Annotated in this window: 13 protein-coding genes; 6 read left to right on the plus strand and 7 right to left on the minus strand. The window is 69.7% G+C overall.

What is annotated here, in order from left to right; all coding sequences use genetic code 11:
* Positions 1-5: 5 nt before the first annotated feature.
* A complete protein-coding gene (locus FHS29_RS20870; protein ID WP_184692882.1) occupies positions 6-953 on the minus strand; it encodes a methionyl-tRNA formyltransferase in 948 nt (315 codons plus the stop codon).
* A gap of 73 nt (positions 954-1,026) precedes the next feature.
* On the opposite strand from FHS29_RS20870, the gene FHS29_RS20875 reads away from it, so the two are divergent.
* Positions 1,027-2,610 (plus strand): amidohydrolase, encoded by a 1,584-nt coding sequence (locus FHS29_RS20875; RefSeq protein WP_312865025.1) that lies wholly within the window; start codon positions 1,027-1,029, stop codon positions 2,608-2,610.
* A 76-nt stretch (positions 2,611-2,686) separates the two neighbouring features.
* Here FHS29_RS20875 and FHS29_RS20880 read toward each other — a convergent pair whose 3' ends face one another.
* Both FHS29_RS20880 and FHS29_RS20885 read right to left on the minus strand, forming a co-directional pair.
* Entirely contained in the window at positions 2,687-3,346 is a 660-nt protein-coding gene (locus tag FHS29_RS20880) for a hypothetical protein (protein WP_221456344.1), read from the minus strand.
* Between the two features lie 51 nt (positions 3,347-3,397).
* Complete coding sequence (locus FHS29_RS20885; protein ID WP_184692884.1) at positions 3,398-3,808, minus strand: MarR family winged helix-turn-helix transcriptional regulator; 411 nt, start codon at positions 3,806-3,808, stop codon at positions 3,398-3,400.
* Positions 3,809-3,986: 178 nt separating this feature from the next.
* Here FHS29_RS20885 and FHS29_RS20890 point away from each other — a divergent pair, with 178 nt between their 5' ends.
* A complete protein-coding gene (locus FHS29_RS20890) occupies positions 3,987-4,784 on the plus strand; it encodes an SAM-dependent methyltransferase (RefSeq protein ID WP_184692886.1) in 798 nt (265 codons plus the stop codon).
* Here the strand turns inward: FHS29_RS20890 and FHS29_RS20895 are convergent.
* From FHS29_RS20895 to FHS29_RS20905, 3 genes are read right to left on the minus strand one after another with little or no spacing between them, the layout of a single operon-like run.
* Complete coding sequence (locus FHS29_RS20895; protein WP_184692888.1) at positions 4,781-6,040, minus strand: mannosyltransferase family protein; 1,260 nt, start codon at positions 6,038-6,040, stop codon at positions 4,781-4,783. The two genes, FHS29_RS20890 and FHS29_RS20895, sit on opposite strands and share 4 nt — an antisense overlap.
* The gene (locus tag FHS29_RS20900; RefSeq protein ID WP_184692890.1) at positions 6,037-6,450 is read right to left on the minus strand and encodes a GtrA family protein; all 414 of its coding nucleotides are present in this window, start codon (positions 6,448-6,450) and stop codon (positions 6,037-6,039) included. Before FHS29_RS20900 ends, FHS29_RS20895 begins: the two co-directional genes overlap by 4 nt.
* The gene (locus FHS29_RS20905; RefSeq protein WP_184692892.1) at positions 6,447-7,445 is read right to left on the minus strand and encodes a glycosyltransferase family 2 protein; all 999 of its coding nucleotides are present in this window, start codon (positions 7,443-7,445) and stop codon (positions 6,447-6,449) included. The genes FHS29_RS20900 and FHS29_RS20905 overlap by 4 nt, the downstream gene beginning before the upstream one ends.
* A gap of 184 nt (positions 7,446-7,629) precedes the next feature.
* Here FHS29_RS20905 and FHS29_RS20910 point away from each other — a divergent pair, with 184 nt between their 5' ends.
* Positions 7,630-8,754 carry an acyltransferase family protein gene (locus tag FHS29_RS20910; RefSeq protein ID WP_184693340.1) on the plus strand — a complete coding sequence of 375 codons (1,125 nt, stop codon included), beginning with the start codon at positions 7,630-7,632 and terminating at the stop codon, positions 8,752-8,754.
* An 85-nt stretch (positions 8,755-8,839) separates the two neighbouring features.
* On the opposite strand, the gene FHS29_RS20915 is transcribed toward FHS29_RS20910, so the two are convergent.
* On the minus strand, positions 8,840-10,411 hold the full coding sequence (locus tag FHS29_RS20915; protein WP_184692894.1) for a proprotein convertase P-domain-containing protein: 1,572 nt from the start codon (positions 10,409-10,411) through the stop codon (positions 8,840-8,842).
* A gap of 247 nt (positions 10,412-10,658) precedes the next feature.
* Between FHS29_RS20915 and FHS29_RS20920 the strand changes: the two genes are divergently transcribed.
* From FHS29_RS20920 to FHS29_RS20930, 3 genes are read left to right on the plus strand one after another with little or no spacing between them, the layout of a single operon-like run.
* The gene (locus FHS29_RS20920) at positions 10,659-11,348 is read left to right on the plus strand and encodes an arsenate reductase/protein-tyrosine-phosphatase family protein (RefSeq protein ID WP_184692896.1); all 690 of its coding nucleotides are present in this window, start codon (positions 10,659-10,661) and stop codon (positions 11,346-11,348) included.
* Entirely contained in the window at positions 11,348-12,058 is a 711-nt protein-coding gene (locus FHS29_RS20925) for an aquaporin (protein WP_184692898.1), read from the plus strand. Before FHS29_RS20920 ends, FHS29_RS20925 begins: the two co-directional genes overlap by 1 nt.
* A complete protein-coding gene (locus FHS29_RS20930) occupies positions 12,055-12,465 on the plus strand; it encodes an arsenate reductase ArsC (RefSeq protein ID WP_184692900.1) in 411 nt (136 codons plus the stop codon). The genes FHS29_RS20925 and FHS29_RS20930 overlap by 4 nt, the downstream gene beginning before the upstream one ends.
* Positions 12,466-12,516: the final 51 nt, after the last annotated feature.

Genomic DNA, 12,516 nt, shown 5'->3' on the forward strand with positions numbered 1-12,516 from the left:
GCGGGTCAGGGGCGGCTGGTGAGGTAGCCGCCCATGTGCGTGAAGTACTCCGTGGCACCGAGTTCACGGCCGTCCTCGGTGCGGACCCGCTTCACCAGCAGGGCGTGGTTGCGGCCTCGGCGGGCCTCGGCGCCGGCCACGATCGCCACGCCGTCGCCCTCGCGGTAGAAGATGCGGCCCGGGGTGCCGCCGTAGCGGGCCTGGGAGACCTCGGCCTCCACGATCTCCAGGCGCTTGCCCTTGTGGAACGCGAAGGCGCTCGGGTACGGCGCGCACTGGGCGCGGATCAGGCGGTCCAGTTCGTCGGCTTCCCACGTCCAGTCGATCCGCAGGTCCTCCTCGGCGCGCTTGTGGAAGAAGCTGGCCTTGGAGCGGTCCTGCTTGGTGAAGTCGGTGCGGCCCTTGGCGATCTCGGCCAGGCCGTCGACGGTGATCGGGCCGAACAGCTCCAGGGTCTTGTGGAACAGGTCGGCGGTCGTGTCGCGGGGACCGACGGGGACGGCGCGTTGCAGCACGATGTCGCCCGCGTCCAGCGTCTCGTCCATCATGTGCGCGGTGACGCCGACCTCCTTCTCGTCGTTGATCAGGGCCCAGATCAGCGGCGAGAAACCCGCGTAGGCGGGCAGCAGCGAGTCGTGCACGTTCAGCGTGCCGTGCTTGGGCAGGGTGAAGATGTGCGGCGGGATCCACGTGCGCCAGTTGGTGGCCACGATGACGTCCGGCTCGGCTTCCTTGAGCTTCTGGAACAGCTCGTCGTCGTCCGGGCGGTTGCGGATCACCACTTCCACGCCGTGCTCGGCGGCCAGGTCGGCGACCGAGTCGCTCCAGATCCGCTCGTAGGCGTGGTCGCTCTTGGGGTGGGTGACGACCAGCACCACCTCGTGCTCGGAGGCCAGCAGCGCTTGGAGCGTGCGATGGCCCCACGTCTGGTAGCCGAACATGACCACCCGCATGAGCTCCTCCTCGGTTTAGGGCACCCTAAGTTATCCAACCCTAACCTAATTCGTCGTGCAGTAGCCTGCGCGGGTGATCCTGGACCTGAAGTTGGTCGGCGGGCGGTTCGCGACCATGGACGCCGGGCGTCCGGCCGCCTCGTGCGTCGGGGTGTGGGGTGGTCGGATCGTCGGGCTGGACGACGAGGTGGCCGACCTGTCCGCGCGGAGAGTCGTGGATCTGGGTGGAGCTGTCGTGCTGCCCGGCTTCGTCGACGCGCACAACCACTTGGCTTGGGCCGGCAGGGCTTCGCGGACCTTGGACATCTCGGGCTGTGCGAGTGTCGCGCAGGTGCTGGAGTTGCTGCACGGGGCTTCCCGGTCGCGGTGGCTGGAGGTCGCCGGGTACGACCATCGGGTGCTGGATCGGCCGTTGACGGCACGTGATCTGGATGTCGTGGGGCCACGCGTCTACGTGCAGGACCTGTCGGGGCACGCGTGCGTGGTGAGCAGTGATGTGCTGGAAATGTTGCCGCGCAACGTCCTGGCCGATGTGCAGCGGGATGCCGGTGGTGCGCCGACGGGCTTCCTGGCGGAGGGTGCGCAGACGGCGGCCCGCGCGTTGATGCTGCCGTACTCGTTGGCGGACATCGCTTCCGATGTGCGGCTGGGGGCGTTGCAGTGCCTGCGTGAAGGTGTGGTGCTGGCGGCCGAGGCGGGGGTGGGGGAGGGGCTGATCGGCAGCAGTCCGTTGGAGGTCGCGGCCTACCAGCGCGCGGAGCTGCCCATCCGGGTGCAGCTGATGGTGTCGGCCGGGGAGTTGCGGGAAGTTCGGGCGCACGAGGCGGACGGGGTGCGGCGGGCGTTGCCGTTGGGGCTGCGGACCGGGTTGGGCGACGAGTGGCTGTCCGTCGGGGCGCTGAAGCTGTGGACCGACGGCGGGATGATCGCCCGGACGGCCGCGCTGACCTCGCCCTACCTGGGGGTCGGCGGGGTCGGTCAGTGGCAGGACGACCCCGGGGTGATGCGGGCGGCGATCCTCGACGGGCACGCGGCCGGGTGGCAGTTGGCGGTGCACGCGATCGGGGATCGGGCGATCGACTTCGCGCTGGACGCGTTGGCGCGGGCACAGGCGTCGGTGGCACGGCCGGACGCGCGGCACCGGATCGAGCACTGCGGGCTGGTGCGGCCTGATCAGTTGGACCGGATCGCGGGCCTGGGGGTGACGCCGGTCGTGCAGCCGACGTTCCTGTGGGCCTACGGGGACGACTACTCGGCGATCATGGGGCCGGAGCGCGCGCCGTGGATGTACCGGGGGCGGGCGTTCCTGGACCGGGGTGTGGTGGTCGCCGGCAGCTCGGACCGGCCGGTGGCGGACGGGAACCCGTTGCGCGCCATCCAGTTCATGGTGGAACGGCGGTCGCGGGGCGGGTCGGCCGTCGGGCCGGACGAGGCGTTGACGGTGCAGGAGGCGATCTCCGCCTACACGCTCGGTGCGGCCTACGCGTGTCGCCGGGAGGACGTGCTGGGATCGATCACGGCCGGCAAGCTGGCCGATCTCGTGGTGCTGGACGCGGACCCCCGGACATCGGAGGTGTCGGCGATCGGGGACATCGGGGTGCTGGCGACGGTGGTCGGCGGCGAGTTCCGGCACGACCCCGGCGGGTTCGCGAGCTGAACCCGCGGCACGGCGGCGCTGCCCCGGTGGAGGCGGCGGCACGGCCGGACCGCGGTCCCGCGTCGTCGGCCGGCCGTCAGGCGCTCATCCGCCAGTGCACGACGTACCCGGCGGCCTCGGCGGCGATCAGGGCGTCCAGCTTGGCCAGGTTCGTCCGCTTGGCCATCCGGAACGCCCGGCCCCGCCGTGCGTCCAGCAGCAGCGGTGTCGCGTCCGGCAAGGTGTCCCGCACGGTCTGCTGGAGGATGCGCAGCCCCACGTTGGCCGCCTCCTGCGTCATCTCGCGTTCCTTCAGGTAGACCAGCACGGCCGCTTTCGAGCCGTCCGGCAGGCGCAGGCCCAGGTGCGGCCGCACGCGCAGCGTCAACTCGCCGGCCGCCCACTTCGCGGACGACACCTGCACGCCGGTCGCCCTGGTCCCCCGCAGCCAGGGCAGGAAGCCCTGCCGAACCTCCTCGAACGCCCGGAGCTGCCCGTTGCGCGACGCCGACCGCACCGCCGCGTCCAGCTCGGCGTCCGGGTCGGTTGAGTTCGCGGCACGGCGCATGGCGTCCCGCATCGGGTTGTAGAACCCGCACACCCACGGGTCCGTGCCCAGGTACACGTCCCGCTGCTCGGACACGATGTTGATCCGGCCGCGCTGTCCGCTCATCACGTACTCGGTGAACGACAACGCGGTGACGCTGACCGGTTCCACGACCACGACGGGCTCCCCTCGGCGCAGGATCGAACTCATGTTCGAATTCTACCCGTCGGGTACGACAATCCGCGGTGGCGGACAGGTGCTCTACGAGCGGATCCTGGTCAGCAGCGGGCCGAGGTCCGAGTCGGCCCCCACCTCGTCGAAGATGGCCGCCAGCGTCTCCTCGTAGAACGGGGCCGCGGTCCGGTAGACCTCCCGGCCGGCGGGCGTGATGCAGCTGAACACCCCGCGCCGGTCGCTCTCGCAGATCTCCCGCGTGGTCAGGCCGGACTGCTCCAACCGGGCTACCAGCCGGCTCACCGAGCTCTGGTTCAGGCCCACGACCTCGGTCAGCTCCTGCATCCGCAGCTCGCCCTCGGGCGAGTCGTGCAGCGCGCTCAACGCGGTGAACTCCGACATGCCGAAGTGGAACCTGCGCTGCAACGCGCGCTCCAGGCTGGCGTTGATCCGGTTGTGCAGCGCGCGCAGGCCGGACCACGTGGCGCTAACGGACAACTCGACCCTCCCCGGAGTGCAGGTATGGGTCTACATCCTAGGCCGGGCGCCGCTGACCAGCGCGAGCGTGCTCAGCCGCACCTTCGAACGGCTCAACCGGAGCCGCCGGACCTTCGAACCCCTGTGCGGAACATGAGCGGGATTCGTTCGAACCCGCGGCTCTCGGTAGGGTCCTCCCATGGCGGAACGCCCGGACATCGATCTGACCAGGCCGAGCGCAGCCCGGGTCTACGACTACTACCTCGGCGGCGCGCACAACTTCGCGGTCGACCGCGAGATGGCCCGCCAGGCCATCGAGATGTGGCCGGAAGTGCCGTTGATCATGCAGGCGAACCGCGCGTTCCTGCGCCGTGCCGTGGAGTTCTGCGTCGAGCGGGGTGTGCGCCAGTTCCTGGACCTCGGCTCGGGCATCCCGACCGTCGGCAACGTCCACGAGGTGGCCCGCAGAGCGGATCCGGGCGCGCAGGTGGTGTACGTCGACAACGACCCGATCGCGGTCACCTACTCGCGCACCATCCTCGAGGACGACAAGCAGACCGCTGTGGTGCAGGAGGACCTGCGCCGGCCGGCCCACGTCCTGGCCGCGCCGGACGTGCGGCGCCTGCTCGACTTCGACCGGCCCGTCGCCGTGATGATGGTGGCGGTGCTGCACTTCGTGCCCGACGACGACGGCCCCGCCGACATCGTGGCCGCCTACCGCGACGCCGTGCCGCCGGGCAGCTACCTCGTCGTCTCGCACGCCACGCAGGACGGCCAGGAGACCCGGGCCGACTCGCACCAGGACCTCTACCGCAAGCGCACGGCGACCCCGATGACCATGCGTTCCAAGGACCAGGTGCGTGACCTGTTCGCGGGCTACGAAGTGGTCGAGCCGGGCGTCGTGCACCTGCCGCTGTGGCGACCGGCCTCCCCGGACGACGTGGCCGACCACCCGGAACGGTTCGCCGGCCTCGCCGCCGTGGGGCGCAAGGTCTAGCCGGCCCAGATCCCCGCGACGAAGAACAGGAACACCGCCGCCTGCACCAGCGAGGTGGTGTACATCCAGCCGTACAGCACGGGGCGCAGCGCGCGCTTCCGCTGTGCGGCCAGCACCATCGCCACGTAGATCACCAGGCACGGCAACAGGTACCGGTGCACCGACACCACGTTGCTGTTCAGCGTGAACATCACGAACGACGCCAAACCGAACGCGGCCAACGGGATGCCGTCCTTGCGCAGCGCCACGAACGTGTACACCGAGGACGCCAGCAGCACCACGAGGCCGACCAGCGGCAGCAGGTGGCTGAGCACCTGCCAGTTGCTCGGGCGCCCGCTCGCCAGCGCGTCCCAGGACGCGGAGACCTCGGCCGCCAGCGTCCCCGGGATGTTCAGGTCCGCCACGTGGTAGCCCCACGTCGACACGGTGTCGTAGGCGCTGAACATCGCCAGCGCGTCACCGTTGACGATCTTCAGCACCACGCCGTACGCCACGACCCCGAGCACGGAAGCCGGGAACCACAGCAGGTGCCACGACAGCAGTCCCCGCGGCTTCCAGTCCTTGGACCGCAGGAACTCCAGGAAGCACAGCCCCACGAACAGCACGGCCGTGATGCGGGTCGCGGTCAGCGGGATCAGGCACAGCCCCATCCACACCCACTGCCTGCGCAGCGCGAACAGGTACGCCCAGAACCCGAGCGCGCAGAACACCGCCTCGCTGTAGAAGGCGTGCAGGAAGAACGCCGTCGGCGCGGTCAGGAACGCCGCCACGGTCAACCACGCGGCCCGTTCACCGGCCAGGAAGTGGCGGGCGATCTTCAGCAGCGCGGTGGCCGCGCACCACGACGCGACCCCGTTGACGACCATCCCGGCGGCCAGGAAGCCCAGCTTGCCGAACGTGACCGTCTCCACCAGCCACACGCAGAACGGGAAGAACGGGTAGAACGCGGGCACCCACGGCGTCGCCTCGTCGCCGTACCCGCCGTTGGTGATCTGGTGGAAGTTCTCCGCGTCCCAGCGGTAGGTGTGCGACAGCAGGGTCGCGTCCGGGCCGAGCACCTTCACCGGGTAGCCCTCGCCGATCGGCAGCGTGCCCTGGAACAGCACGGCCACCGCGGTCAGCACCGCGTGCCAGGCAAACACCAGGGCGAACGTGCGGGCCCAGTCCGAGGACAGCAGCGAGCGCCACCGCGACGGCGCCGGCGCGACCGGGGTCTTCCCGGGAGCGGCGGTGACCGACGTGACCAAGTCCGTCATCGGGCGGTTTCCTTCTGTCTGAAGACGAGCCTGTTGTAGAGCGTGTAGTTCCACACCAGGTTGAACACGAGTGCGGCCAGCTTCGGGCCGACCACGGCGACCACCGGGTGCAGGCCGTCGAACGCGCCGCTGGTCAGGCTGATCAGGATCGGCTGCACGACCCACAGGCCGACCGTGGTGACCAGCAGGAACAGCACGATCTGGGTCCGCACGTCCCCGGTGCGCGCGCGGAACGTGAACGAGCGGTTGAGCGTGAAGCTGCACGCCATGCCCGCCGTGGTGGAGATCAGGTTCGCCACGAACATCGGCAGGCCCGCCAGCGACAGCAGCGTGTACGCGACCACGTCGACCAGCGTGTTGGCGATGCCGACCAGGCCGAACCGGATCTTGGTGGCGAGTTCCGGCTTCACGGGACCAGGCTCTTCGTCACGGGCGCCGGTTTCGCGGGCGTGCGCACCGACGACACGGTGTAGAGCGGCCGGCCCTGCGACTGCGCGTAGGTGCGCCCGATGTAGCTGCCCAGCACGCCCAGCATGGTGATCTGGATGCCGCCCAGGAAGAACATGCCGATGGTGATGAACGCCCAGCCGGGCACCGCCGTCTCCGGTGCGAACAGCTTCACCCCGGCCACGTAGAGGATGCCCAGGAAGCTCAGGAACGAGATGAAGTAGCCGAGCCTGCTGATCAGCCGCAGCGGCGCGACGGAGAACCCGAGGATGCCGTCGGCGGCGAAGCGCAGCATCTTGCTCAACGGGTAGCCGGTGATGCCCGCGTGCCGTTCGTCGCGGTCGAACAGCACGCCGGTCTGCCGGAAGCCGATGTAGCTGACCAGGCCGCGCAGGAAGCGGTCGCGCTCGCGGAACTTGCGCAGCTCGTCGACCACCTTGCGGTCGATCAGCCGGAAGTCGCCGGTGTTGCGCGGGATGTCGATCGAGGCGACCTTGCGCAGGAACCAGTAGAACGCGCTCGCGGTGAGCTTCTTGAAGGCGGTGTCCTGCCGGGACCGTCGCTGGGCGTAGACGACCTCGTAGCCCCGTTCCCACTGCTCGACCAGTTCCAGGCTGACCTTGGGCGGGTCCTGCATGTCGCTGTCCATGATGATCACGGCGTCCGCGTCGGCCAGGTCCAGGCCCGCGGTGACCGCCATCTGGTGGCCGAAGTTGCGCGCGAGTTCGATCACGGTGACCCGGTCGTCCGAGTCGGCCAGCACCTGGAGGCGGGACAGCGAGTCGTCCTTGCTGCCGTCGTCCACGTAGACGAACTCGACGTGGTAGCGGTCGGTCAGCTCCTCGGCGACCTTCGACACCGTCTCGTGCAGCAGCGCGATGTTCCCGGCCTCGTTGTAGATCGGGAAGATGTACGTGATCGTTTTCTTGTCCCCGGCGGGATGTGCCTCGGCGGTCACAGGCCAACCGTCCTTCGTGTTCTGACAGGGGGCGCCCGGCCACACTCAGGCCAGCGGGATTCCGGGCGAACTATACTGAGCTGCTCCGCGGGGACGCCCGCTCGGGTACCGTCCGGCCGCTCGTGCCGTGGTTCGTTGTGGAAAGAGGGCTGTCGCGGTGCTCACTCATGCCGAGTTCATGGCCATGCGGAGGTTCCCCGCGCTGGACGGCCTGCGCGCGGTCGCCGCGGTGATCGTGGTGGTCTCCCACTTCGCCGGTCCGAAGTGGACCTGGCTTTCCGGCTGGGTGGGCGTCTACATCTTCTTCGTCCTTTCCGGATTCCTCATCACCACCCTGCTGCTGCGCGAGCAGTCCACCCGCGGCGGGATCTCGCTGAAGTCGTTCTACCTCCGACGGGTGTTCCGGATCCTGCCGCCGTACCTGGTGATCCTCGGGTTCATCGTGCTGTTCTGCTGGCTGCGCGGCGAATTCCACAGCCGGGAGTTCCCGACCGCGCTGCCGTACTACCTGACGTTCTTCAACGAGTTCCTGCCGGAAGCCAACCCGACCGGTCCGGACAACTTCTTCAGCGGCTCCTGGACGCTGGGCATCGAGGAGAAGTTCTACCTGTTCTGGCCTGCGCTGATGGTCGTGGTCGGGGTGGCCGCGGTGAAGCGCCGGATCGCGGTCGCGGTGACCGCGCTGGCGGCGATGGTCCTGCTCGTCCCGTTCACCGGCGGCTGGGTCATGGACTACTCGCTGACGCTGCTCTACGAATCGACCGTGCACTACGCGATTCTGCTGATCGGCGCTCTGCTGGCGATCCTGATGCACAACGAGCGCTCATTCGCGCTCATCGCGCCGTTCACCCACCCGTTCGCCGCCGTGCCGATCGTCACCGCATTTGTGGCACTGCACGTGAACATGACGGACCTGTGGGCGAGCACCCGCAACAACCTGTGGCTCCTGCTGGGCTACGCCGTCCTGGTGGCATTCCTGCTGATCACCCTGGTCTCCCGGGGCCCGGTCCGCTGGCTGTTGTCGACGGCTCCGATGCGTTTCGTGGGTGACCGCTCCTACTCCCTGTACCTGATCCAGGGCGTGGCGCACTTCATCGTCGTGCTGACCATTCCCAGGTTCGCCGTGAACGGCACCGCCACCGCCGTCGTGGTCGTCGTCGTGTCGCTGCTGATGGCCGACCTGGTCTACCGGTGGTTCGAACAGCCCGCGATCGCGCTGGGGCGCAAGATCATCGCGAACGGGCGGCAGCGCGCCGAGCAGTCCCGTCCGACGCCCTCCGCCGAGCCGGCGCCGGTACCCGTGGGCTGACACACACCGGTACCGCACCGAGCGGTGCGGTACCGGTGTGTGTTCGGCGGATGTCCCTACGTGCCGCCGCCGGACGGATCCAGCGTCAGAACTGCAAGGCCCAGGAGTCCAACGTCCCGGTGTCGGAGCGGTAGGCGTCGTGCACGCGCAGCTTCCAGGTGCCGTTCGCGGCCTGGGCGCCGGCGTTGACCGTGTACGTGGCCACGATGTCGTCGGCCGAGTCGCTGGAGGTGTCCTTCAGCAGGTAGGTCGTGCCGTTCGGGCCGACCAGGTCGAGGCGCACGTCGCCCCGGTAGGTGTGCTTGATGTTCACCTCGACGCGCAGCGCCGACGGGGCGTTGCCGGCCACCTCGGTCACCGTGATCGGCGACTCCACGGTGGCCAGGTCGTTCACCGGGAAGTCGGCGGTGTTCTCGAACCGCCTGCCCGGCCCGGGGCCGCCACCGCCGTCGTTGTTGTCGATCAGGCTCGCGATCTCGCGGTGCACCAGGCTGATCCGGGTTCCCCAGTTGGGGCACCCGCCGAGGTGGTGCAGGGCGATCACCTTGTGCGACGAGCCGGCCAGCACCGGTGAGCCGGAGTTGCCGCCCGAGCTGTCGCACCGGTAGCCGGTGTTCACGCCGGACGAGACCACGTCGATCTTGCAGTACGCGCCGCCGTCGCTCTCCTCGTACAGCGAGAGGCGCTTCGGCTTGGTGTCGCCGTGGCCGGGGATGTAGATGCGCTCCCCGGCGACGGGCTCCCGCACGTCCAGGTACAGGGTGCCGAACGGCTGGATCGAGGCGAAGTTGTTCACCGAGAACAGGGCGTAGTCCAGGGCGCTCAACGGGCTGGACTTGATCAGTTCCAGGCCGCTGACCTTGGTGCCGGGGCGCGGGTTGGAGCCGCCGCAGGTGGCGCACTGGTAGTCGAACTGGAACTCGCTGGCCCGCAGGTCGGCCGCGCTCTCCATGCAGTGGAAGTTGGTGAGCATCCGGTTGGTGTTGCCGACCCGCCACGCCGTGCAGTGGCCGACGCCGTTGAGCAGCTGGCGGGCGACCGCGCCGGACCGGGCGAACTCGGTCGGGTGACTGGACTGGTAGCAGACCACGTCCTTGCGGGCGTCCGTGCCGCAGACGCTGAGCGGCTGCGGGTTGGCGGCGGCCCGTTCGGTCTCGGTGAAGCCCCGGAAGTACGTGTCGATGTGCACGCCGAAGCCCTGCCGGTTCAGGGCTGCGGCGTTCGGGCGCTCCTTCGCGGCGTGCAGGGTGACCACGGCGGTGTCGCCGTCGACGGACATCGCGGCGAAGCCCCGCTTGCCGTGCACGGTGTGCGCGGAGTCGCCGGGGAACGAGGCCGTGGTCGGGTTGCCGCGGTAGGTGTGCACTTCGCGGCCGGTCGGGTCGGCCACCGTCACGCGGTCGCCGGGCGCCAGCTTGAGCGACGCGAAGTGCACCTTGAGGTAGCTGGAGCCGGGCTCGGTGAGCACCACCTGCCACGAACGGCCGGTGGGCGCGTAGCGCAGGGTCGCGCCGCTGGTCTTCTGCTCGCCCGCCACGCTCACCTTGGCGTTCGCGGTGGGCTGTGGCGGTTCGGCTTGCGCCGAAGGGCTGGGGAGAACGGGTGTTGCCAGTGCCAGTGCGGCCACCATTGGCAGGATCCGTGACCGGATTGACATGGCGCACCTCCTTGGAAAGGTCGTTTCCGGGACAGGCGGCGGTGTCCGGCCAGGCTTCGGTGGAAGCCGGGCCGGACACGTACGGTCGCACAGCGGACGCCGACACTCCAGCCATCGCGTGATCCCGGTGTCACCGGACCCGAAGTCGCAACCGGACATCTGTCGTGTTCCGGAAGCCGGTCCAGTCGTCGAGTCGAGTTCCGTGCGCGGTTGACTGAGCCACTATCGCTCAAGCACTATTGACTCAATGAATACTGACTGGCCCTCCGGTCTGGCCGCCCGCGCGCGGGTGCACGCGGCGTTGGGCGAGCCCGCCCGGCTCGCCGTGGTCGAGCTGCTGCTGCTCGGCGACGCCTCACCCGGCGAACTCGGCCGGGCCCTCGGGTTGCCCAGCAACCTGCTCGCCCACCACGTGAAGCTGCTGGAACAGGCCGGCGTGGTGGAACGGTCCCGATCGGAGGGTGACCACCGGCGCACCTACCTGCGGCTGCGCACCAACGTGCTGGCCGACCTGACCCCGACCTGGGGGCGCCGGGCGCCGCGCGTGGTCTTCGTGTGCAGCCACAACTCCGCCCGCTCCCAACTGGCCGCGGCGCTGTGGAGAAGAAGCAGCCGCGTGCCGGTGGCCAGCGCGGGAACCCGACCGGCCGAGCGGGTCCACCCACTGGCCGTGGAGACCGCCCGCGCCCACGGGCTCTCGCTCACCCGTGCCCGCACCCACCACCTGGACGACATCCTCCAGTCGGACGACCTGGTCGTGGCGGTGTGCGACAGCGCCCACGAAGAACTGGGCAGCGATCACCTGGACCGCCTGCACTGGTCGGTGCCCGACCCGGCCGCCGTCGGCACCGAAGACGCCTTCGACCGCGCCTACCGCGATCTCGCCGACCGCGTCGAACGCCTCGTGCCCGCCACCCGCCTGCCCGAGGAGTCGTGATGCGCCCGCTGTCCCACCGGCTGACCGCCGAATACCTCGGCAGCCTCCTGCTCGCGGCGCTCGTGATCGGCTCGGGCATCGCCGCGCAACGGCTGTCGCCCGGCGACGTCGGCCTGCAACTGCTGGAGAACGCCGCCGCCACCGCAGTCGGCCTCTACGCGCTCATCCTGGTTTTCGGCCCGGTCAGCGGCGCCCACTTCAACCCCGTGGTGTCCATCGTCGACTCGGCGTTCGGCGGGCTCACCTGGCGCGACACCGCCGCGTACACCGCGGCGCAGGTCCTGGGCTGCGTCAGCGGCGCGGTACTGGCCAACACGATGTTCGACTCGGCTCCGATCAGCATCAGCACCACCGACCGCGCGACCCTCCCACACGGCCTGTCCGAGGTCGTCGCGACCGTCGGGCTGCTGCTGGTGATCTTCTCCCTGGTCCGCACCGGACGGGCGAACATCGCACCCGCCGCCGTGGGTGCCTACATCGGCGCGGCGTACTTCTTCACCAGCTCCACCAGCTTCGCCAACCCGGCCATCACCGTGGGTCGCATGTTCAGCGACACCTTCGCCGGCATCGCGCCCACCTCGGTACCCGCGTACCTGCTGGCGCAACTGCTCGCCGCCGCACTGGCAGTTCCCCTGCTGCGCCTGCTCTACCCGACCCCGACGACCGAGACCGTCCACGAAGCACTGGACACCGAAGGACAACCCCGTTGAGCACCAGACCCGAAGTCCTGTTCGTCTGCGTCCACAACGCCGGCCGCTCCCAGATGGCCGCCGCGCTGCTCCAGCACTACGCCCTGGGCCGGGTCGCGGTCCGCTCCGCCGGCTCGGCCCCCGCCGACCAGGTCAACCCGGCGGCGGCCGAGGCACTGACCGAACTGGGTCTGGACATCACCGCGGCAGTCCCGTCCAAGCTCACCACCGAAGACGTCGAAGCCTCCGACGTGGTGATCACCATGGGCTGCGGCGACACCTGCCCGGTGTTCCCGGGGAAGCGCTACCTGGACTGGCGACTGGACGACCCGGCCGGCCGATCCGTCGACGCGGTCCGCCCCATCCGCGACGACATCGACCGCCGCGTCCGAGCCCTGCTGGCCGAACTCCTCGACGACCCGGCCTGATCCCGCTGCCCGAACGGCTCTACGAATGGCTCCACGACAGCGGCACGAGCC

This window comes from Saccharothrix tamanrassetensis (genome assembly GCF_014203665.1).
Classification (GTDB): Bacteria; Actinomycetota; Actinomycetes; order Mycobacteriales; family Pseudonocardiaceae; genus Actinosynnema; species Actinosynnema tamanrassetense.

What these genes read in the sequence shown, in the direction of transcription:
- FHS29_RS20870 (WP_184692882.1), bottom strand. Translation starts at nt 953, where the DNA reads ATGCGGGTGGTCATGTTCGGCTACCAGACGTGGGGCCATCGCACGCTC.
- FHS29_RS20880 (WP_221456344.1), bottom strand. Translation starts at nt 3,346, where the DNA reads ATGAGTTCGATCCTGCGCCGAGGGGAGCCCGTCGTGGTCGTGGAACCG.
- FHS29_RS20890 (WP_184692886.1), top strand. Translation starts at nt 3,987, where the DNA reads ATGGCGGAACGCCCGGACATCGATCTGACCAGGCCGAGCGCAGCCCGG.
- FHS29_RS20895 (WP_184692888.1), bottom strand. Translation starts at nt 6,040, where the DNA reads ATGACGGACTTGGTCACGTCGGTCACCGCCGCTCCCGGGAAGACCCCG.
- FHS29_RS20910 (WP_184693340.1), top strand. Translation starts at nt 7,630, where the DNA reads ATGCGGAGGTTCCCCGCGCTGGACGGCCTGCGCGCGGTCGCCGCGGTG.
- FHS29_RS20915 (WP_184692894.1), bottom strand. Translation starts at nt 10,411, where the DNA reads ATGTCAATCCGGTCACGGATCCTGCCAATGGTGGCCGCACTGGCACTG.
- FHS29_RS20920 (WP_184692896.1), top strand. Translation starts at nt 10,659, where the DNA reads ATGAATACTGACTGGCCCTCCGGTCTGGCCGCCCGCGCGCGGGTGCAC.
- FHS29_RS20925 (WP_184692898.1), top strand. Translation starts at nt 11,348, where the DNA reads ATGCGCCCGCTGTCCCACCGGCTGACCGCCGAATACCTCGGCAGCCTC.